A 22583-nucleotide genomic window follows, 5' to 3' on the forward strand; every position below is an offset into this window, starting at 1 on the left:
GATGTGCCGCCGCACGAGGTAAAAGACTGTTTGGCACAGATTTCCTTTGCATCCGTAATGCGCTGAAATGGAAATACAGGCAAGAGAGAAAAAGGGGAAAAGGCATGGCATACACGATCAAATACTATCTGCACTACGGAATTTTCGGAAGACAGCTGTTCGATACTATAATTTCGTGGGGGACGGCCGGAAAAGTGGCGCTTGCTATCTGGATTGCTGTCACTCTCGCGGAGCTGTTTGTTCTGTGGCGTATCCACAAGAAGGGCGGCTGCACAGACGAAAAAATCTCCCGGCCGGCGAGAGAAAACGGTCGGGAGTGATATGGAGACGAGAATCAGATTACCTTGGAAACTATTGATTTGAGTGAGAGATTATTCGAGGGTCAGCTTTTTGTCGGTGAGGAAGGACTCCTTGCAGTGAAATGCGATCTTGGTGATGTAGGCATCGTGCCAGCGCGGGATGAAGTCCTGATAGCACTCGCGGCATGCGCCATGCTTGCTCATGACCTCAACCAGAGGTCGGTCGGAACTGCGGCGGCCTGCGCCGGGTGAAGGGCGATCCGCATAATACGGTTCTGAGATTTCACAGCAGACCGACGAACAAAAAATGTATCATGGCGCTCGCACAGATGATGCAGGAACGGATGATCTGACAGAACCGAAAATCCCTCCGGAACCATTCGAACAGGGTGGAACCGGAGGGATTTCTGTATTTATGCCAGCCCGTCGCGGATGTGCGCGAGCGCGCCCTTTTCCAGACGGGATACCTGCGCCTGTGAGATGTGTATCTCGCCAAACGAAAGGAAATAAGGCTGAGGAGCGTTTGGATTTCTGTATTTATCGTACCGCAAAACAGCGGTTTTGTCAAGGTTTCGAAGATAAAAGAGGGAAAATGTTGTTTCAAGACGCCGGTCAGGCATATCATCCGGCAGGCGGTAACGCAGTGCTCTGCGCGGTCTGGACTGTTCTGACAATCGGACAACAAATACCATAGGAATTGTGCAACACCGAACAGGGTCAGAACAAACTCCTGCGGATCGCACAACAATTCTGGTTTTGCTTCATTTTCGCTTTGGCGCGGACACGGTACAATAATGGCAGCAGGAAGCCGATGAAATTCGGCCGACAACGAGTAAAGAAGGGAGAATGAAAATGAAACGCAAACGGATCTGTGCATGGTTTATTACACTGGCAATGCTGCTGACGATGCTGCCGTCAGCGCTTGCCGCATCATTTGCGGATACGCGCGGGCACTGGGCGGAGGATGCGATCAGCCGCTGGAGCGACCGCGGTGTCATCCAAGGCCACAATGGAGACTTTGAACCGGACAGTCCCATAACACGAGCAGACATGGCGGTTATCATAGACCGCATAATGGATTACCAGACCAAGGCAGAGAACAAATTCTCTGATCTGGATAATGCGTACTACAAAGACCCGATCCTGCGTGTGGCGCAGGCGGGCGTGATGCAGGGCGACGGAAAAAATGTCCGTCCAAAGGACAAGATCACCCGCGAAGAGGCTGTCAGCATGCTGGCGCGTGCGCTGTCGGTAACGGCAGGCGGCAGCTCGACGAGCTTTGCGGACAACAACCGCATTTCCTCGTGGGCAATGGCGAACGTAGCCGCTTTTGCAAAGAACGGCTATATTGCAGGCCGCAGCGGCAACCGCTTTGAGCCGCAGGCGAATATCACCCGCGCAGAAGTAGTCAAGCTGCTCGACAACATGATTTCGGATTACATCACCGAGTCCGGCACGGTAACGCCCAAGGGCACCGGCATTGTCATCGTCAAGGCCTCCGGCGTGACGCTGAACAAGGCGAAGCTGAGCGGCACGGTCATTCTCGGCGGCAAGGCCGGCGAAGTCAAGGCGATCGGCTGCGAAATCACCGGCAAGGTGGTCAAGATTCATAACTCTACTCTGACGACCGGCAGCACGGGCAGCTCCTCCGGCGGTTCTTCGGGCGGCAGCTCGTCTACGCCTGCGGCACCGAGCGCATATCCGCTCCCCAAGGGTCAGGAGACCTCCAAGAGCCTGGGCGTATTCAATTACGACATGACCTATTTCGTCACGCTGACCGCACAGGACGGCGCGGACATTTATTATGAGATCGCGGAAGGTGCAGACAAGGCAGCTGTCCCGACCACAGCAAGCAAAAAGTTCGATACCTATCAGTATCGTCAGATCGAGATCACCCAGCCGACCGCAAGCGCGAAAGGCCCGGTCACCAAGACCTATAACGTTAAGGCAGTCGCGGTGAAAAACGGCAGGACCAGCAGTGTAGCGAACTGGAACTACGATGTTACCAGCATCCCGCACCACGAACTGAAGGTTGGCGCACCGAAGGACTGGAACGGCAGCGACGTCCCGAACGTAACGCTCATTCAGGATTACGACAGCGACAAGATGTATCTGGTAGAAGGCACCGGCCGCGCAATGGTTCTGGATGCCGGCTACTTTGATGCAGAGGACGCGGCAAATCTGTACGAGACCGCACGAAAGATCGTCGGCGCAGGCAAGCCGATCGACCTTATTATCGGCCACCCGCACCCGGATCACGTGCAGATGACGCATCAGTTCCTGTGCAAGGAAAACAAGGATCTGGGCGCTGAGGTTTATGTCAACGAGCGCGGTATTGAGGTGCTGCGTGATTATGTCAAGCAGTTTGGCGTATCCTCCGGCATGTTCGCAGATGAGGCCGCTGCAAGCGCAGCCTATGATGCACAGCTGGAAACGCTGAAAAACGGTGACGTTTACGACATGGGCGGCACGAAATTTAATGTAATCGAGCTGCCGGGACACCAGGTGGCAGGCATCATGCTGTTCGATGCCGCGACCGGCAATCTGTTCACGACCGACCAGATCGGCAACAACCGCGCACACATCACGGACTCGTTCTGGATGCAGTTCGCAGACCTGTCCCCGACGTTCTTCGCGGACTCGATGGACGTTTACCTGTCCTCGCTTCAGATCGCGCTGGAGCGCGTTGACAGCCTCGGCACGGTAAAGCGCATCCTCACCGGTCACAACGACGTTGTACTGGACGGCACGGCAGGCTATCTGGACAATCTTCAGACGGCGGTGCAGAAGGTCGTTGACGAAGGCTGGAGCGCAGCGACTCCGACCCTGCGCACGCTGGACAGCTTTGAGGGATATCTGGAAAATACCAAGACTGTCGTAGTCGGCGACCGCCTGAAGGACATCAACTGGGTCGGCATCAACGTCAACAAACAGAATTACCTGTCCGACGGCTACCGCGACGGCAATCAGAACAAGATTGCAGACCTGTCCAACCTGTCTGTACACAAGAAGGGCGAGAAGGGCAACCTGCTTTGGAACGACCCGAATTTCGGCATCAATGTAAACTGGCAGTACCCGACGGACGGCACTAAGCCGACCCGCAAGAACACCACCAGCTTTGTCGCTGAGGTGGACGAGAAGACGACTTCGATCGAGATCGTTCCGACCGCAGCTTCCTCCGGCGCGAAGATCACTATTAACGGCGAAGCCGCAGAGTCGGGCAAGACTTATGTGGGCAAGCTGACTGGCAGCAGCGCGCGTTTTGTCATCGAGGTAACGGCAAAGAACGGTTCGGACAGCAAGCGTTACACGCTGAAAGTCAGACAGAAAAACAGCAATCAGGTTGAAGAACCGTATACCTACACAGATTATGATAACTATACTGATCCGTTTTATCCGGATGCACCGGGTACCTTCACGGTAACGCAGTATATGGCGCTGTTCTCGGATACCGAGGGCGCGCAGATCAAGTATACGGTGGACGGTTCTGATCCCAAGACTTCGGCAACTGCGAAGGTTTTTGATCAGACCAAGTTCAAGGCTGCCTCCGGCGCTGGCGGCGCAGAAGTGAAAGAACTCATCACCATCGGCGCAGACACGGACAACTGGGACGGCAGGGCAAAGCAGACCAAGGTAGAGCTGAAGGCTTATGCCTCCAAGGCAGGTATGGAGGACAGCAATGTTGTAACCTTTACCTACATCATTGACCGCATGGCGAAGAATGAGCATAAGAATCGCCTGATGTACGATGAAGGCGATATGAAGGTCTGGAATGTCATTGATTACGACAGCGACAAGATGTATCTGATCAAGGGCACCAAGGGTGCGCTGCTGATCGATGCCGGCATGGCACCGGAAGGTGCGGAAAACCTGTACGAGTATGTATCCAATCTGGCAGGCATGAAAGAGGTAGATCTCTATATCTCGCATGGCCATCCCGACCATACGACGCAGATCGGCGACTTCGTTAAGGCAGGCCGCAAGGTTTATATCAACGAAAAAGACATCCCGATGGCGTTGAACGGCGCAAACGACAAGACCCTGACAGCAGAGGACTTCACCTGCATCGAGGAGGGCTATCAGTTTGATCTCGGCGGCGTCGTGCTCGACAATTATGACATTCCGGGACATACGCCGGGCAGCATGATGCTGCTCGACAAGGCACACAACATTCTTTATTCGTCCGATCAGCTTGGCTGCAATCGCCGCAGCGTTGCAGACTCGCTGACACTGGTAAACAACGATGTTCGCGTACTGCTTTCCAGCCTGCGTATCTTCCGCGATAAGGTAACTGCACTGGACAAAGCGGGCGAAATCGATCTTGACAAACTGGTTACCTGGAGCGGTCATGATGATTATGAGATCAAGGATCTGCCCGGTCATCTGGACACGCTGATCACCGCGGCGCAGAACATCGTGGACTACGGTCCGGAAACCGCTATGCGCACTTCGGTACGCAACACCGGCGGCTCGGACGGCGCTTCCTTCGCAGGAGATCGCTACGCAGATAACGGCACCGGACACTTCATTTGCATGAACGGCAGCAAGGAAAATGTTCTGGCAGGTGAGAATTATACCGCAGTTGATGAACTGGCAAACCTGAAGGTCACGGTTTCCGACGAGACTAACAACAAACTGTGCGGCATTGCGAATATCCATCAGGTAGACGGCACCAATATGTACGCAATCCGCATGGGCAAGCAGAACACGCTGGCCGCGGAGGTGCCGGAAGGTACGAAGAGCGTTGATATTTATCCGACTGCAATGTCCTCGAACGCAACGGTCAAGGTCAACGGAACTTCTGTATCCGGCGGTAAGGTAAGCGTTGATCTGAATAACGGCTACAAGGAGATCACTATTGAGGTCACTGCACCGGATGGCACGACGAAGAAAACCTATGCACTGACCGTCCGCACCCATATCGACCCGGCAAACCCGTATGCAACGCTGTACACCGGCGAGCACACGGAAACCGTAACGCTGGCTAACGGCGAAACCCGCACCTTTACCTCTTATGTCCCGGAAGGCGCACGCGAATCCTGCGCAGGCGTATTTGTTCTGCCGAACAAGGACGAGAGCAAGTTCGACGCATGGAAAGCGCTTGCGGACAGCACGGATACGCAGGCAATCGATGCAGACTGGACCAAGCAGCAGGAAAAGTTCATCGTTGTTTATCTGAATGGCCTGACCTATGGCACGAGTGCAGCAGAACGTGCAGCAGATATTGACTACGTGAACAAGGTTTATGCAGCAGCCTCCGGCCGCACGATGTACTGCATCCATGAGGCGAAAAACTACATGGTAGGCTACGGCGAAGGCGGCACTATCGCACAGATGGCAGCAATGGATCAGACAGCCGTATGGGCAGGCCTGGCCACGGTCGATGCCGGTTCGGTTGAGGCTGACTGGATTGCAGAAAACGGCGCGAAGATGGCCTCCAGCCTGAACGGCTACAATGATATGGAGTCCTCCACCCGCAAGAGCACGATCCCGAAGAGCACGCTGCCGCTTCCGGTATGGATGATCGGTTCGGTCGACAACAATGCAAACGCACTGGCATACTGGAAGACTGCGGATCATATCACTGATAACGATAAGGTGGACGGCAATATCACCAAGTATACCCGCTCGGCGGGGTGGACCGCAGACGAGGATGCGTACAAGATCAACCGCGATACCGCAGCGTACCGCATCTGGACGAGCGAGAGCGCTCCGAAAAACACGGAGAGCACGATCTGGAATGACTTCCTGTTCGGCGTACGCCGCTGGATGGCAGACCCGGGCGGTGACCTGCGCGTTACCAAGGACCCGATCGCAGACCTTCATATGACCCGCCATTACGAAAAAGTCGGCGGCTGGATGCGTGAATGGTACGTTTACGTTCCGGAGAACGCAAAGAACAGCACGAATCTTCCTGTCGTATTCGCAAACCACGGCTACACGCTGAACGGCGGTGTTTACGCCGGTCAGACCGACTGGCACAAGGTCGCAGACGAAAAGGGCTTCATCGTTGTATTCCCGTCGGCAATCCCGGGCAGCATTTCCGAAAACGGCAATGCACCGTTCCCCGCATGGAATATTGCAATGGACCCGACCCGCATGGACGAAATCGAATTCTTCAAGTACATGCTGGACGATTTGAAGAAACACTATTCTATCGACACCGGCCGAGTTTATGCAACCGGTCATTCCTGGGGCTCTCAGATGACGCACGTACTGGCGCTGAATGAGCCGGAGATGTTCGCGGCAGTTGCACCGCTGTCTGGTTTCATCTTCAACGCAGCTGTATTTGAGCAGGTAGAAGCGGCCAAGGCAAAGGGCAGCTACCCGGGCGTTCCGGTTTACATGGCAGCAGGTACCGAAGGCGGCACCGAATGGGCAATCTGCCCGGTTCCGCTGGCAGAGGAAAATTCCTCCGGCAAGACGCTGAGCGACTGGTTCGCGCTGAATGGCTGCACCGGTTCTCTGGACTGGAGCAAGATCAACGGCAGTAATGCAACCAAGGGCAGCCTTGACTGGCAGAACGGCGGCGCGTTTACGAAGTCCGGCCGCTGGTACACCATGACCTGTGAGAAGAATGGCGTTCCGATGGTACAGGCGGAGATCGTAGATTACATGCCGCACGCTACCATGCCCGAGCACTCTGCCCGTGTATGGAACAACTGGCTGAGTCACTACAGCCGCAGTGCAGACGGCACACTCGTTTATAATCATCAGTAAATTTTCCATCTCATTTGCATGCAGACCCTGCCAGCTGGCAGGGTCTGCTCTTTCGTTTTCCGCCCCGGATGTGCTATAATAAATCCATCAACTCACGGAGGTGCAGCCATGAAAATCCGCCGGACAAAACCGACTATGAAGCAGCAGCTGTTTTTGTTTTTCATGCTGGCTGCGGTTCTGGTGTGCCTGATATTCAGTGCGTACTATTTCGTCTCCGAGCAGCGTGTGCTGCGGAACAATCTCGAGCGGGAGAACACGAAGAATTTGCAGTATGCGATTGAAAAGATCGAGGAAAATGCGATGCGCGTGGAGGAGTTCGCAAACCAGATCTGTCAGAACGGGCAGATACGCGCGCTGATGCTGGCAGATGATCCATTTGCTCCGGCGGAGACAATGGCGGTTGCATCCATGCTAGACGAGCAGTTTCAGTTCGTAACGGTTACGGAGGATATTCTGTCGCTTTATCTGATCGGAGAAAACGGTCTGGATATCCGACGCGGCAAGGAGGCGGCGCTGGTCGATCGGGATGCGGTGTACCGTGCTTTTTGCAGTGACGCATTTTTCGCAGATGGCGGCATTGCCTGCTGGGGCAGCGGCGCAGATAATCCGTGCCGGTTCAGCCAGTATGAGACCGTACTGCCGTATAGCCGCCGTATTATCGATGAGACCACCGGCAGAACCGCCGGTTATCTCGTCATCCTGCTGCGCGAGGCCGTGCTGACCAACATCGGTGATGCGCTGCTCGGTCAGAAGAACACAGCGTTCTGTCTGGTCGATACGACAGACTCGTATGTCGTGCGCAGCGACGGCTGGAAAAGGCTGTCGGCCCATACAGAACAGGATTTGCGCCGCATGGCGATGAATGAGGAACACAGGCTGCGGGATGCACCATACCAGTTTTTCAAGAGGAGCTCGAGCGTATATGACTGGTGCATTGTAGAAGCGGTATCGACCTACGAGTTTGCGCAGCAGCGCAGCATTCTGCTGCAGGCGTTCGTGGTAGTCGGTGCGCTGGCGCTGCTGCTGGCGCTTATTCTGGCATCCGTGTTCGCGGAGCGGCTGGTGCAGCCGATACGGAGCATGGCGGACGCGGTAGACCGTATTGCGCAGGGGCAGTTCGACTGTGCGCTGCCGCGCGACAGCGTGCAGGAATATGCCCGGCTGGAGCAGGGCATCGAGCAGATGCAGGACGATATCCGTGCGCTGCTGGACAGCCGCGTACAGCAGGAAAAGGAAAAACGCAAGGCCGAGGTCCGTATGCTCCGTGCGCAGATCAATCCGCATTTCATTTACAATACACTCAATTCGATCAAGATGATGGCGGTCATGCAGGGGTCGCGCGGTATTCAGAATATGACGGAGGCGCTGGGCAGCATCCTGCGGTCAAGCCTGAGCAAGGCAGAGGAGCAGATCACATTGCGGGAGGAGCTGGCTCTGCTGGAGCAGTATATCTATATTCAGAATATCCGCTACAAGGGGAACATTGAGTATGAGGTCGATGTGCAGGATGAGAGCCTGATCGATCTGCGGCTTCAGCGCTTTCTGCTTCAGCCGCTCATCGAAAACGCCATTCTGCATGGCATTGAAGCCGCGCCGCATCACGGCGGCACGATCCGTCTGACGGCATGGAGAGAAAAGCGGGAGATCTACATCTCTGTTGAGGACGACGGAGCAGGTATTCCGCCGGAGATCTTACAGCGCCTTCAGCGTCATGAACAGGTGACGCAGGGCAGCATCGGCGTTCACAATGTGGATGAACGTCTGCGCATGCTGTACGGCAAGGACTGCGGACTGTCCTTTGAGAGCGAGGAGCACGTTCGTACCTGTGTGACGGTACACCTGCGGGAAATGGGGGAGAGCAAATGAGAAAACCGCGCATACTGATCGCGGATGACGACACGATGGTTCGCATTGGACTTAAAACCGTCATTAACTGGGAAGAAAACGGCTTCGTTCTGGTCGGGGAGGCGGCGAACGGACTGGAGGCGATGCAGCTCGTACAGGAAAAGAAGCCGGACATCGTCATTACTGATATCAAAATGCCGGGCATGGACGGCATCGAGCTCATCCGTCAGCTGCGGCAGCAGAGCACGCCGCCGGAAATTCTGGTGCTGAGCAGCTACGACGAGTTCGAACTGGTCAAGCAGGCGCTCAAGCTGGGCGCACGGGACTATCTGCTCAAGCTGAACCTCAATCCGGAGGAGCTGCTGCACAGCCTGCGCGCCATTGCTGCGGAGAATACCGCCGCCTCGCCGCTGTTTTCTGGTGACGACGAGAAGAGCCGTGCGCTGCTGCGTCAGAATTTTCTGTGGGATGTGGTTTCTAATTACTACATGAACGGACAGCAGCTGGAGCAGTCCATGCGTGAACTGGAGATTCATCTGGAGGGCCGTCCGGTGTACTGCATGGTAATCAAGGTGGGCGAGGTGTACCGCTTTGAGGAAGCCACTGCAGAGGAGATACAGACGCTGCGTATTTCGGTCGTTAACATCACGGAGGAGATCGTCAGCGATGTCTGCTGCGGCTACTGTTTTTCCGGGCGTACCGGTGAGTTTGATGTCCTGCTGACTGCGCCGGTGTCGGCGCCGGACGAGGCGGTTCTGCGGCTGGCGAAGAGGCTGCGCAAAATGCTGCATGAATATCTGGAGCTCTCGTGTACGGTGCTGGTCGGCAGCAGCATGCAGCCGGGCGGCGCCGGCATCAAGGAGGCATTCTGGCGGGCAAATGCAGCCGTGTCGCAGCGGTTTTATGCATCGCATGACGGTGTGCTGCTGTGGCGGCAGGATATGGAGCAGACGAGGCAGGACAGCTACAGCCTGTCCGGTGTGCGTGCGGAGCTCAGCGAAATTCTGGTTTCCGGCACGCCGGAGGAGCTGGAGCGAGTGTTTGCGCGGCTCAAAACCGATATGCAGCGGCTGGCGCTCAGCCGTTCCACTGTGCGTGCGATCGCGCTCGAGCTGCTGTACATCGTGCAGGAGCATTTCGAGCGCAATGAACTGCCGATACGCACGGTTCTGACAAACAGCTGCCGCAGTTATGAGGAGCTGCTGCACATGGAAACGCTGGGCGAGGTAATCGCATGGCTTGACGCGCTCCGGCAGGATCTGTCTGATTTTCTCCTTCGAGAGAGCGAAAAAGGCGGTGCGAAGATCGTCGGCATGGCGCAGGACTGGATCGCGGCGCACTACCGCGAAGCAGCGTCCCTGCAGGAGGCGGCACGGGCGGTCAGCCTGAATCCGTCGTATTTCAGCACGCTGCTCAAGAAGTTTACCGGGAAAAGCTATACCGAGCTGCTGATGGAGTACCGTATTGAGCGGGCGAAGGAACTGCTGCTGCTCACGGATGCAAAGGTGTACCGCGTCGGACAGATGGTTGGCTATGAGGATAAATTCTATTTCAGCCGTATTTTCAAGAGGGTCACGGGCATGACGCCCGTCGAGTTCAAAAATCAGCGTCGGGAGGGATAGCGTTGCGGAAAAAAGGACTGCTGCTGCTGGCGGCGCTGCTCGCTCTGTGCGGCTGCACCGCGCAGAGCAATATCGCAGATGTCTCGCACAGGACAATGCTTACCGTGGTGCTGTGGGACTACGACAAGACCAGCTATGACTGGAAGCTGATACGGGCGTTTGAGGACAGCCATCCCGATGTGCAGGTCGAGGTGGTCAGCTATCCGGATGCCTACTACGACCAGAAAATGCAGGCGCGGCTGCTGAGCGGCAGGCAGACCGATGTGTTTCTCTGCCGTACGATGGACTCGCTGTACAAGCTGTATGAATACGGCATTGCGCAGCCGCTCGACGAACTGCTCGCGCAGTACGGACATGACCTGCGGGACAGTGCGGAGCTGGTGCAGATGCAGTTTGACGGACATCAGTACGGAATTCCCTACCGGCGGGATCGTTATGTGCTGCTGTACAACTGCGAGCTGTTTGACCGGGCAGGCATTCCGTATCCGAAAGAGCGGCTGACATGGGAGCAGGTGCACGAACTGGCGCAGCAGATGCAGAGCAGCCTGAGCGAGGGCGAGTACGCGATGATGTCGCTGCCGATGGATATTCAGTGGCTTGCAACGGGGAAAAACAGCGGTTATGATAATGCGGAAAGCATGCGACAGATCATCGGCTGGGTACAGCAGATGCAGCAGGAACGGTGCATGCAGCAGTACAGCACCTGCATCGCGCAGGATATACAGCAGCAGTGCTTTGAACTGGGGCAGTACGGCATGTACATCGGCGGTACGTGGTATCTGAATTATCTGATGACCGACTATCGGGCGGGGCGGTTTGATTTTCGCTGGGGCGTGACGGAAGCGCCGGTCTGGGCGGAGGACCAGAAGAGCAGTGAAACCGTTATCCAGACCGGCATGGGCATCTGCCGTTCCTCGCAGCAGCAGGAGCTGGCGTGGGAGTTCATCCGCTTTGCAGCGGGGGCCGAGGGTGCGAAGATCATGGCGGCGGAGCAGATGATGCCTGCATATCTGGACAGCGAGGTGGAGGAGATCTACCGGAACAGCTTTTACGGCGCGTATCTGGACCCGATGGTATATCTGGATCGGGAAACTGCGGTCGGTGCGTATCAGGATACCAGCAGGGAGCAGGAAATCCTGTGCGATGCCTTCCGGCAGAGCGTGACCGGGCAGAAGGATATCGACACGGCGCTGCGGAACGCGCAGCGGGAGATTGAGGAGCTGAGCAGTTGAAGACCACCTCCGCTCGACCGATTACGGCTTCCGTAATCAGCCTTTGGCAAATCTTGCGGGCACAGATATAATATGATTAAAATCCTGCGGTTACAGGACGCCGTCTTCTGCGAAAACATTCCCAAATCGGATTACATACGAGAAAAATAAAATTATATTCCGAAATCGGAATATAATTTGGTGAACGTCATAACGTGCGCTATAATGGGAACACTATAACGGCGAGGTGAGTGCGTTGGTAGAGCGAAAAGAATATCTGGAGCAGCTGAAGGCATGGAAAATCGAATAAAAAGCTCCAGCCCTGTTGCCTTGACAAAGCCGGAGCGTATGCTATTATATAAATATAAAGGGACACTGCTACAGCAGTCAGACCCTCACAGTCAAGAAATAGAATTGATGACCGTTTCGGTGCCTACCCGAGCGGTCATCGCGCTTTTATACAGAAAATGTACAGCAGGATGACTGCACACATAAAAAGCCGAAAAGTCTTTTTCTGTACATGCGCCACCTCCTTCCTGCCGCAAACTGCGGGAAAGGAAAAGAGGGGCTGACCGCTAAAAGTAACAGCGTCTGTCAGCATCATATCATACGCAGTCGAAACCTGTCAACGAGCCGCCCTTCGGGGCGGTTTTTTGCTGCGGTTTTGATGCTTTAAGAGGGAGAAAGTTTCCGTATGGGAACTTTCAGACGTCCGTGTTTTGCAAAGTCAAAACACAGATTGTCGGAAAGACAGACCCGGTTGCGTATTAAATCGCAGCCGGGTTTTTGGCGTATTCAGAGCAAAAAAAGGTGCTGTCTTTGTTCTCAGCTGCGCTTCCAGTCATCGATCCCATACCGGGCCAGAAGCTTTTGCGCCTGTTCCATACCGCTTTCGGTAATGTAAACGGATTTTGAGCGTGATGGATGACTACCCTGTCTGATGTAATCTGCATCAGACAGTTCATTCAGAATATCGAAGTTATACCCTTTCCAGGCGTAAAAATCGGTTGCTTCATCAAATTTCTCTCCCTGTGAAAACCGGGTAAGGTCAGGCGCTGCTGTGCGTGCGCGCTGCCGAGGTCTTTCCTATCTGTCTGCGGTACGCGACGGTCGGCCGTCGGCGGCGGAGAGCGCCTGTGAGAGATGTTCGCTGCGGTACTGCTTTGGAGAACTGCCGACCTTTTTCACGAACAGATTGATGAGACTGCCGCTGGTGGCGTAGCCGACCTCCTCGGCAATCTCACCGATCGGCTTCTGCGTGTGGACGAGCAGCACCTTGGCGCGCTCGATGCGCGAGTTGATGACATAATCAGCGGGGGAAAAGCCGGTGCGGCGCTTGAACATATGGGCAAAGTAGGACGTGCTCAGGCAGACGGACGAGGCGAGATCCTCAACCGAAATAGCCTTGCCGATGTTGGTACGGATGTACTGGATGGCCTGCTCGATCGGATCGTCCGCCGACATTTCCTGCGCGCTGGGCGCGAGCAGCAGGTCGAAAATCCGATAGATGCGCGCCGAGCTCTGCATGTCGGTTTCCACGCTGTTGCTGTTGTAGAACTGTACCATGTCATACAGCAGATTGCCGATGAGCGTGTTGTTCTCGCAGCGGATAAGCCAGTCCTGCTGGTCGGTGATGCTGCGGCAGAGCTCGTGCGAGTTGGAGCCGTCAAAGTGCATATAGACAAATTCCAGACCATCCTCTGCGTGGTAGTAGTGCGGCTCGACGCAGTCGATGAGCAGGACGTCTCCGGCCTCGGCGACACGGAATTCGCCGCGGTACTCTACGCGGAAGCGTCCCCTGCGGATGTAGACGATGAGCAGCGGCGGATAGCTGTCGCGCTTCATATAGTAATTGTCGGTGCAGAAATAGTGACCGCACCAGGTAGGGTAGAACAGCAGGTCTTTCGCTCTTTGAGATGGAGTGAAAGAGAAACATACGGATTTGCTGAGAATACCGGGGTCGACGCTCTGCATGTATTTTCCTCCCTCGCAGAATACATGAATGAAAGAACAGAATTGATGAACGAATTTTCTGCGTTTTCTGCACGAAAGCAGAATTGATGAATTTTACGGCAGAAACGCTTATTGAATGTGCTGTAAAAATATTTTATACTATGCTCAGAAGTTAGGAAATAGATACAATAAACAAAGCTAATGCGAATTTATTGTAGGTATTTCACAAAACTACAAGCATGTCTATTCAAAGCAGTATTCAACTATTTTTAATTTGAAGAAAGAAGGAAAAATTATGTTCATCGGTGAAAAGAAAATCGCTCGTCCGTTCCGCTGGGGCATCGTAGGCGGAGGCCGTACCTCCGGCGTAGGCTACAAGCATCGTCTGGGCGCAATGCGCGACAACACCTCCTTTGAGCTCAAGGCAGCAGCATTCGACCTCGATTTTGCCCGCTGCGTAGACTTCGGCAAGAACCTGAACATGGACGAGGAGCGCCTGTATCCGGATTACAAGACCATGTTCGCAGAGGAGGCAAAGCGCGAGGACGGCATCGAGGCTGTCGACATCGCAACCCCGAACTTCCAGCATTTTGAGGTCTGCAAGGCCGCTCTGGAGGCTGGCCTGCACGTTATCTGCGAGAAGCCGCTGTTCTTCAAGGTAGAAGAGGGCGAGGAGATCAAGGCTCTGGCCGAGAAGATGGGAAAGATCGTCTGCGTAACCTACGGCTTCTCCGGCTTCGACCTGCTCAGCCAGATGCGCTCCATGATCCAGAACGGCGACATCGGCGAGGTAACCATGGTAGATCTCCGCTACGCACACGGCTTTGCCTGCGACCCGACCGGCGACAAGCAGGCCGAGGGTCAGAAGTGGCGCGTAGACCCGGCAAAGTCCGGCCCGTCCTTCGTACTCGGCGACCTGTCCACCCACACCTTCTACATGTCCGAGCTGGTCTGCCCGCAGCTCAAGCTCAAGCAGCTGCTGTGCGACCGCCAGAGCTTCATCAAGTCTCGTGCTCCGCTGGAGGACAACGCTTACGTTCTGATGCGCTACGAGAACGGCGCGGTAGGCCGTATGTGGGCATCCGCTGTTAACGCAGGCGATATGAGCAGCCAGCACATCCGCATCGTCGGCACCAAGGCTTCCCTCGAGTGGAACGATATGCACCCGGATGAGCTGTACTACGAAGTACAGGGCAAGCCGCGTCAGACTCTGGTCCGCGCTATGGATTACCTCAATCCGGAAGCGCTCGAATATGAGCGCCTGGGCGCACTGCACTATACCGGCCTGATCGATTCCTGGAGCAACCTGTACACCCGTTTCGCGATCGCGATGGACGCGAAGAACCGCGGCGACGAGGAGACACTGAACAGCCTGGTTTACCCCGATCTGGAGCACGGCATCGACGGCATCCGCTGGGTACTCAAGTGCGTAGAGTCCGCTGACAAGGGCGGCGTATGGGTCGATTTTAAGTAATTTTACCCATTTATTTCTCAATTCTCCCATTTCTTTTTCTCTCTTCCCGCTGCTGCCGGACTCCCCCGGCAGCAGCACTCATTAATATCTTCCAATCTGTTGAAATACAAGAAAAAGTGAGGTAAACTATATGAAACTCGCAATCTGCACTGACGTATTCGCTGACCTGTCCTACACGGATATGCTCGACAAGGTAAAGTCCCTCGGCATTGACGCGGTCGAGATGACCGCCGGCGGCTGGGGCGCACGCAAGCACTGCAACACCGCCGAGCTGCTCGCGGACGCAGGCAAGCGTGAAGCGTTCATGATGGAGCTTGAAAAGCGCGGCATGCGCATTTCTGCACTGAACACCTCGTGCAACCCGCTCTGGCCCTCCAAGACCGGCGAGGAGTACAAGAAGTCCATGTATGACTGCGCAACGCTCGCAGGTCTGCTTGGCGTTAAGAAAATCGTAGCCATGGCCGGTCTGCCGGCAGGCAACGAGACCGACACCACCCCGAACTGGATCACCTCTACCGTTTCGTGGCCGGATTTCATGGCTCCGGCTTACGAGTATCAGTGGAAGGTAACCATCGCATTCTGGAACGAGTTCATCGCGCACTGCAAGAAGTGCGGCATTGAGCATATCGCCATCGAGGAGTTCCCGGGCACGATGGTTTGGTCTGCTTCGACCCTGCTCAAGCTGCGCGAGGCTACCGACCCGATGCTCGGCATCAATCTCGACCCGTCCCACATGATGGTTCTGGGCGCAGACCCGATCGCGGCTGCCCGTGCGCTCAAGGGCTGCATCTTCCACGTTCACGGCAAGGATGCGCGCATCGAGCGCGGTCTGGCTGACACCGACGGTCTGCTCGAGCCTCGTCCTGTTACCGAGTCCGCTGACCGCGTTTGGAACTACGTGGCTGTCGGCTGCGGCAAGGACCTGCAGTGGTGGAAGGAATTCTTCTCTGTATGCCACATGATGGGTTACGACGGCGACGTTTCGCTCGAGATGGAGGACCTGACCATGACGGTTGACGCCGGCGTTCATACCTCCATCGACGCGCTCCGCCAGACCATCAGCCAGTAAAATTTCACAACAATCCACATTTTTGCGTACCCCCAAAGGAAGGAAGTCAATCAGTTCGAAAAAAGAGAAAGGGTAGTGTTAAAGTATGAGAAGCAAACTGTTGTCCATGGTACTGACAGGCGCACTGTGCGTCGGCATGCTGAGCGGCTGCGGAGGCCAGACGGCATCGAATGAGGGCGGCTCGTCCGCCTCCTCGGACAAGCCGTATCACGTTACCGTGATCGTCAAGCACACAGACGGTCATTTTAACAAGGTCATCGCAGGCGCGCGCGCCTATGATGCGGAGCACGACAACGTGACGGTTGAAATCCAGTCGCCGACGGCGGCAACGGCGTATGACGAGCAGGTCAACATGATCGAAACCGCGCTCGGCAATCCGGGCATTGATGCGGTCGTGATCGCGCCGCAGCAGTCTACTTCTACCGCCACCCTTGTTTCGTCTACGGACAAGCCGGTCGTCGCGCTCGATACCGACTTTACGTCGGACAAAAAAGCCTGCTTTGTCGGCACCGGCAACGAGGACGCAGCGCTGAGCGGCGGCAAGGCGGTTGCTGAGGCCTGCAAGGCACTCGGCAAGGACAAGCCGACGGCTGTTATCATCGCAGGCGTACAGGGTGACGAGACGCACGAGGCACGTCTGCGCGGCTACCGCGATGCGATCGAAGCCGCAGGCGGTCAGGTGCTCGAAGTGCAGTACACTGACACCATGCCGGACAAAGCAGCCGCCGCTATGGAGGCGGTTATCCAGAAGTACCCGAACGGCGTAGACGCAGTTCTGTCCATCGCGGATGACATGGCGCTTGCAGCTGCAAAGGTTATCAAGGATTCCGGCAACACCAATTACGCAGATACCGTTCTGTGCGGCTTTGACGGCAATCAGTCTGCCATCGAGGCAGTTATGGACGGCTCGCTGACCATCGACATTGCGCAGATGGGCTATGATATGGGCTACAAGGCGGTCGAGGCGGCGGTCGAGGTTCTTGACGGCGGCAAGGTTGAGGGTTTCATCGACTCCGGCTCCAAGGTCGTCGACTCGAGCAATATCGACGACTACATCTCGGACATGAAGACCAAGGGCCTTTGGGAGTAATTCAAACCATATTTGACAGCATAAACAGTTTATTGACTGAGCGGACGCAGAGTTCGACACCTGCGTCCGCCTTAGCTATACGCATTTTTAAGCATTAAATAACAAAGATGGGAAATTAAAGCGGTTATAGACCGCGTGAAAGAGGGGATTCCAATGGTTTGGACAATGGCGACGTTTATCGGCTTCACGATACTTGTTGCAGTTATTTCGTATGTAAAAACAAAGGGTGATGACCAGTCGACCGCAGACGGCTACTTTCTGGCCGGGCGCGGTCTGCCGGGCTTCGTTATCGCAGGCTCGCTGCTGCTGACCAATCTGTCGGCAGAGCAGCTAGTCGGCACGAACGGACAGACATGGAGCGTCGGCATGAGCCCGATGGCGTTCGAGATCGTCGCGGCGCCGTGCTGCATCGTTCTGGCGCTGTTCGCCGCGCCGCGCTATCTGAAAAGCGGCATCACCACCATCCCGGAGCTGATCGGTCTGCGGTATGACAGGAGCACCAAGCTGTGGTTCTCCATCGCATATATCCTGCTGTACATCGTGGTTCAGATCCCGGTCATTCTGTACTCCGGTTCGCTGGTATTCGAGAACATTTTTAATGTTTCCGGCATTCTGGGCGTGACCAAGTTCCAGGCGGTCATCATCCTCTGCATCATCATCAGCATCATCGGCTCGATCTACGCGATCTTCGGCGGCCTGAAGGCTGTTGCGGTGTCGGATACGGTAAACGGTATCGGCCTGCTGATCGGCGGCTTCATGATCCCGTTCTTTGCACTTAGCGTACTCGGCAAGACGGCGGGCGGCGACGGACTGTCGGTCATTGACGGCATGCGCTTTCTGATCGAAAACCATTCGGATATGCTCAACTCCATCGCACCGGCGGACTCTCTGCCGCCTGCGGTTCCGTGGCCGACCGTATTTACCGGTCTGTTCTTCCTCGGCCTTCAGTCCTGGTGCACGCATCAGTCGTTCATCCAGCGTGTACTTGCGGCGAAGAACCTCAAGGAGGCACAGAAGGGCGCTCTTTACTGCGCATTTCTCAAGATCATCGGCTTTATGTACCTTGCGCTTCCGGGCGTTATCGCGTATGCGCTGTTTGAGCTGCAGGGCGATCAGGTGTCCATGATGGACGAAGCGTATCCGCAGCTGGTCGCGCAGGTGGTTCCGGCGCCGCTCATGGGATTTTTCGCCGCGGTCATGCTCGGCGCGATCCTGTCCTCGTTCAACTCGGTGCTCAACTCGGTAGATACCATGTTTACCATGGACATCTACGCGGAGTTCGTCGACCGGAACGCTTCCGAGGACAAGCTTGTCAAGGTCGGCAAGAATGTCGGCATCATCTTCGCGGTGCTGACCACCATCGTTGGTCCGCTGATCTACTTCTTCCCGGCGGGTCTCAAGACCTTCCTGGATTCCCTCGTAATGCTGATTGCACTGCCGGTTCTGACGGCCGTATTCGGCGGCTTCTTTTTCAAGCACCTGCCGAAATACAGTGCAAAGGTCATTCTCGTGCTGCACGTGGTCTGCTATGGCTCGTTCCTGCTGTTCCTCGGTAGCGAGTTCCATTATCTGTACGCCGTTTTCGTGCTGCTGCCGCTCGAACTGCTCGTCATGTTCCTCTTCAATCAGCGTAACAGGGCGAAGCACCCGGAGGCATGGGAGCAGAAGGACGTCGGCGCGGTCGACCTGACCCCGTGGAAGTATCGATGGGTCGCGACGGCTCTCATTCTGATCTGCGTCGCGGCGGTCTACATCGCGTTCTCGCCACTCGGCATCGGTACTTGGAATTATCCGCAGCCGTGGTAAAAGCTCTGTAAGCAAAAAGACTCGACAGACATTTGAACTGCACCCCATCTATTTAGATAGTATATCAACTGTCTAACAAATGGGGTGCAGTTCAAAGTGGTGTAAAGATTAATGATCTTTGTATTGGCACCGAAAATATATTTATTTCTCCGCGGCTTTTCTTCCAGGATGGGAGAGTGCCGCGGAGAATTTTTTGCGAAGAAAGAATTGCTATAGCTTTTGTAATTCAGGGAAAACCTTTATCTAAGAAAAAAATACAATATTAACATGAATATCATGAATATAATATTGGAGGCTGTGAATATTCCCAAATACCTTCCTCTCAGATTCCTGTTGTCTTTTGCAATATATTTGAAACTTATCAGGCTTGCCATGGATGCAATCAGAGTGCCGAGACCTCCAATATTGGTTCCGACAATTAAAGCCCGGTAATTATCTGTAAAGCCGGATAAAAGAAGCGCAGCGGGAACATTACTCATAATCTGACTGGCAAGAACAGCAGTAAGTGTTTCCCTTCCTGCCATGATTCTTTCCAGAAAACTGCTGAATTGCGGAATCCTTCCAAGGTTGCCGATAAAAATAAATAATGCGATAAAGGTGGCAAGCAGGGAGTAATCCACCCTGCTTATATTTTCCCTGTTTCTTAGCAGCGTATATATAAGAACCAATACAAGAGAAATCTGGTATGGAATGATACGTGCAACAGTGAGCAGGCAGATTGTAAATAAGATTAGGTAAGCGGCCAGGTATTCCATGTTAAGTTCTTTTCTGTCAGAGAATCCCAAAAGAGTTTTATCTTTTTCGGAACCGCATACGTGAGGTGCTTTGGCAGCGGCTGCCTGTATCCATATCAGAAGAAGGATAAGTGCTGTGGCGGAATAGGGAAGCATCAGGGTTATTAATTCTGCCGCGGACATCCCTGCTCTGGCATATAGATAAAGGTTCTGCGGATTTCCGATTGGTGTGAGCATGCTTCCGAGATTAGCAGCGATTGTCTGCATGGCTACTATTTTAAGAAGCCAGTAATTGCCCAGTTCCTTTGGCAGTTTATGCACAATGATCAGTGCAAGAGGAACAAAAGTAATCAATGCCACATCATTGGTGATCACCATTGACAGGAAGAAACATAAGAGTACCAACAGCCTGATCATACCCACAGTTCTCGATGTTCCCATCAGCAATTTTTGGGCAAGTATATCAAAAACACCAACAGCCTTCAAACCAGCTACAATTGCCATCAAACAGAAGAGGAGCCCGAGCGTCCTGAAATCGATATAAGTAAAATAAGCCTTATCCGGTCTGACCCAGAACATAGAAAGAAGCGCCAGGATCACTGCAATTGACAAAACAGTTTCTTTCCTGAAAAAAACATATATTTTTTGTAACATAATATTTCCTTTCCGTTCTGATACGACTGCGTATAAGTATATCACAGAAACATCCAGAAAAAAAGAATATCATTTTGTATTGTGGATTGTGTTTGCGATTACCGCCTCATTCCTGTATAATAAAAATGTTATCAATGGCGACATCAAATGTTTCAAAACTGTTTGACCATGCTGCACACAACGGTTCCAACTATCTGAATGGACACTGCTTTGTGAGTGTCATGCTCTGCGTAGCCTGTCTGGAATAGGGATAAAGTATCTTATCTTTCCGTTCCTCTTGGCTATCGTATGTGGCAGAAAAAAGAATCTAAACTGGAACTGGCAGCCTCCATGATCCGGCAGGTTATGCCTGAATTTCACAGCAAAGATCATATCATCATTCTTTGTGACAGCTGGTACATAAAACAGAATCTGGTTTCAATCGTTGATGAATATCCGAATCTGGATCTGATTGGCAATGCAAGGATTGATTCTGTCATGTATGATCTTGCACCTGCACAGACCGGTCGTCGGGGACGTCCTGCCAAACATGGAAAACATCTTTCTGTTGAAACAGATTTTACGTTTTCCAATGAAAAGATTGGTGATTATTATGCGCTTTCGGGAGGTGTAACTATGGATGAAAACATGAATAAGGACGATTTTATGAACGATCTGTACGATTACCTCTGGATGCCGGAGAATGAGCAGGGAGCGCTCTATCTGCATCAGAATATCCTGTTCGGCCGCGCGGCGGACGAGGAGAAAATTGCCTGCGCAACCCTTCCGTATCTGTTCCGGCTCGGCATCACGCCGCAGATGCGCGGTTATGAAATTTTGTGCCGCGCCGTTATCCTGTACCTCCTTGACGGCATTCAGAATTCGACTCACCTTGCCTTGCTCATGACGATTGCTGTTGAGCGCGGTACCTCGCTTGCTTCTGTGGAGCGCGCCTGCGCCGCTGCGGTCAGATATGCGTGGAACGAGGGGTATATGTCCGCAGACGATGAGGGCCCCGATGCCATCACGTTCCGCGAAATGCCGACAGTGACACAGTTTATCGACTGTCTTGCAGCGGCAGTCCGGAGCAAACTCGGTGACGAAATCAAGCTCTAAACGGGCGGTAATGCGGCGAAAACTGCGCTTTTATCAGCAGGTAAAATCCGTCCGCAGGCCGCGCCGGCCATACACTTCAGCATCGTTTGAATTTTGCAGCTGCCTTTCGGCAGCTGCTTTTTATGCAGAAAAGCTGACGTTTGGACGTAAAAACGGACGTTATTTTCCCTTTTTCGGTGTTTAAAGCCCGATTGCCGTGCCATATACGAGCCGGATCATATCCGCAAACGCGGTGATGCAGCCCTTGTTTGTCGGCTTGCGGCGGAACGTCAGAAGTGCCGTGCACGGGTCGCCCTTTATGCCGCGCAGACCGCCGTTGTTCCATGCCGCCGCAATCGCATGGCGAATCGCGCGCTCCACCGCACTGACCGTCGTACCGTGCTCCAGAGCAATCCGGGGGTAAATCGTTTTGGTTATCTCCCGCATTTCCGACGGATTGAGTAAAAACTCGACCACCGCACTGCGCAGATAGCTGTATCCCGTAACGTGCGGCGGGATACCAAGCTGGTAAAGATAGGGCGTCAAGCGAAATTCAATCTCCCGCGCAAGAGCAGAGTGTTCTTTTTCGACAGATTCCGCTTTTTCCACAACAACTTCATCATTCATCATCAACATCATAACCACGACCTCCGATAAACAATTCTCTTGAATATGGTATGCAGAAAGGAAATTTCCTTCTTTGATTCCCATTATATCATGCGAAAAAACAGGAAAAAAGAAGAAAAATTCGATGAATTATCCATAATCTTACTGCTGCGTCGAAAATCGAGGCGCTGAACAGCAGGTTGCACAAACAGACGCGAAAAATCCCTCTTTTCGCGTCAGGATTCCGTTAATCGAAAGAATTCAAGGCCGTCTGTGAATGCGCCGCAGGAAGCCCCGGTCGCCCTCCGGCTGAATAGCAGTTTAACCTGTTTTTCACACTGCGTGTCAATATTGTGTGAGAATACTTCAAATTGCTGTAAAAAACGTCGAATGGAATGCTGTACGGTTTGAACTGCGCTCTTCTAT

At 54.0% G+C, this 22583-nt stretch carries 15 protein-coding genes and 1 pseudogene; 10 read left to right on the top strand and 6 right to left on the bottom strand.

Going from position 1 to position 22583, the window contains the following annotated elements; translation table 11 throughout:
- Positions 1-104: 104 nt before the first annotated feature.
- The gene (locus tag H8S02_RS06765) at positions 105-320 is read left to right on the top strand and encodes a hypothetical protein (RefSeq protein WP_186969867.1); all 216 of its coding nucleotides are present in this window, start codon (positions 105-107) and stop codon (positions 318-320) included.
- Positions 321-371: 51 nt separating this feature from the next.
- Here H8S02_RS06765 and H8S02_RS12710 read toward each other — a convergent pair whose 3' ends face one another.
- Together H8S02_RS12710 and H8S02_RS06770 are read right to left on the bottom strand one after the other, a co-directional pair.
- On the bottom strand, positions 372-503 hold the full coding sequence (locus H8S02_RS12710) for a hypothetical protein (RefSeq protein ID WP_279287277.1): 132 nt from the start codon (positions 501-503) through the stop codon (positions 372-374).
- Between the two features lie 209 nt (positions 504-712).
- On the bottom strand, positions 713-919 hold the full coding sequence (locus tag H8S02_RS06770; RefSeq protein ID WP_186969868.1) for a hypothetical protein: 207 nt from the start codon (positions 917-919) through the stop codon (positions 713-715).
- A 232-nt stretch (positions 920-1151) separates the two neighbouring features.
- Here H8S02_RS06770 and H8S02_RS06775 point away from each other — a divergent pair, with 232 nt between their 5' ends.
- From H8S02_RS06775 to H8S02_RS06790, 4 genes are all read left to right on the top strand, one after another.
- On the top strand, positions 1152-7019 hold the full coding sequence (locus H8S02_RS06775) for an S-layer homology domain-containing protein (protein WP_186969869.1): 5868 nt from the start codon (positions 1152-1154) through the stop codon (positions 7017-7019).
- Positions 7020-7127: 108 nt separating this feature from the next.
- Complete coding sequence (locus H8S02_RS06780) at positions 7128-8885, top strand: sensor histidine kinase (RefSeq protein ID WP_186969870.1); 1758 nt, start codon at positions 7128-7130, stop codon at positions 8883-8885.
- Positions 8882-10486 (top strand): response regulator, encoded by a 1605-nt coding sequence (locus tag H8S02_RS06785; protein ID WP_118722609.1) that lies wholly within the window; start codon positions 8882-8884, stop codon positions 10484-10486. The genes H8S02_RS06780 and H8S02_RS06785 overlap by 4 nt, the downstream gene beginning before the upstream one ends.
- Positions 10487-10488: 2 nt before the next feature.
- Positions 10489-11718, top strand: a complete 1230-nt coding sequence (locus tag H8S02_RS06790) for an ABC transporter substrate-binding protein (protein ID WP_186969871.1) — start codon at positions 10489-10491, stop codon at positions 11716-11718.
- An 804-nt stretch (positions 11719-12522) separates the two neighbouring features.
- Here the strand turns inward: H8S02_RS06790 and H8S02_RS12555 are convergent.
- Together H8S02_RS12555 and H8S02_RS06795 are read right to left on the bottom strand one after the other, a co-directional pair.
- Positions 12523-12693, bottom strand: a pseudogene (locus H8S02_RS12555) (DUF6429 family protein); the annotation flags it as partial.
- 90 nt (positions 12694-12783) lie between these two features.
- Positions 12784-13671 carry an AraC family transcriptional regulator gene (locus H8S02_RS06795; RefSeq protein WP_186969872.1) on the bottom strand — a complete coding sequence of 296 codons (888 nt, stop codon included), beginning with the start codon at positions 13669-13671 and terminating at the stop codon, positions 12784-12786.
- A 274-nt stretch (positions 13672-13945) separates the two neighbouring features.
- Here H8S02_RS06795 and H8S02_RS06800 point away from each other — a divergent pair, with 274 nt between their 5' ends.
- The 4 genes from H8S02_RS06800 to H8S02_RS06815 all read left to right on the top strand — a co-directional run bounded on the left by H8S02_RS06800 (position 13946) and on the right by H8S02_RS06815 (position 19089).
- A complete protein-coding gene (locus H8S02_RS06800; protein ID WP_186969873.1) occupies positions 13946-15124 on the top strand; it encodes a Gfo/Idh/MocA family protein in 1179 nt (392 codons plus the stop codon).
- 130 nt (positions 15125-15254) lie between these two features.
- Positions 15255-16193 (top strand): sugar phosphate isomerase/epimerase family protein, encoded by a 939-nt coding sequence (locus H8S02_RS06805; protein WP_186969874.1) that lies wholly within the window; start codon positions 15255-15257, stop codon positions 16191-16193.
- Between the two features lie 85 nt (positions 16194-16278).
- On the top strand, positions 16279-17283 hold the full coding sequence (locus tag H8S02_RS06810; RefSeq protein ID WP_186969875.1) for a sugar ABC transporter substrate-binding protein: 1005 nt from the start codon (positions 16279-16281) through the stop codon (positions 17281-17283).
- 153 nt (positions 17284-17436) lie between these two features.
- Entirely contained in the window at positions 17437-19089 is a 1653-nt protein-coding gene (locus H8S02_RS06815; RefSeq protein ID WP_186969876.1) for a solute:sodium symporter family transporter, read from the top strand.
- A gap of 239 nt (positions 19090-19328) precedes the next feature.
- Here H8S02_RS06815 and H8S02_RS06820 read toward each other — a convergent pair whose 3' ends face one another.
- Positions 19329-20477, bottom strand: a complete 1149-nt coding sequence (locus tag H8S02_RS06820; protein ID WP_186969877.1) for an SLC13 family permease — start codon at positions 20475-20477, stop codon at positions 19329-19331.
- Positions 20478-21092: 615 nt separating this feature from the next.
- On the opposite strand from H8S02_RS06820, the gene H8S02_RS06825 reads away from it, so the two are divergent.
- Positions 21093-21572 carry a sporulation initiation factor Spo0A C-terminal domain-containing protein gene (locus H8S02_RS06825; RefSeq protein ID WP_186969878.1) on the top strand — a complete coding sequence of 160 codons (480 nt, stop codon included), beginning with the start codon at positions 21093-21095 and terminating at the stop codon, positions 21570-21572.
- Positions 21573-21752: 180 nt separating this feature from the next.
- Here H8S02_RS06825 and H8S02_RS06830 read toward each other — a convergent pair whose 3' ends face one another.
- The gene (locus H8S02_RS06830; RefSeq protein ID WP_186969879.1) at positions 21753-22190 is read right to left on the bottom strand and encodes a sporulation initiation factor Spo0A C-terminal domain-containing protein; all 438 of its coding nucleotides are present in this window, start codon (positions 22188-22190) and stop codon (positions 21753-21755) included.
- Between the last annotated feature and the right edge of the window lie 393 nt (positions 22191-22583).

This window comes from Agathobaculum hominis, from assembly GCF_014288055.1.
In the GTDB taxonomy this organism is placed as follows: domain Bacteria; phylum Bacillota; class Clostridia; order Oscillospirales; family Butyricicoccaceae; genus Agathobaculum; species Agathobaculum hominis.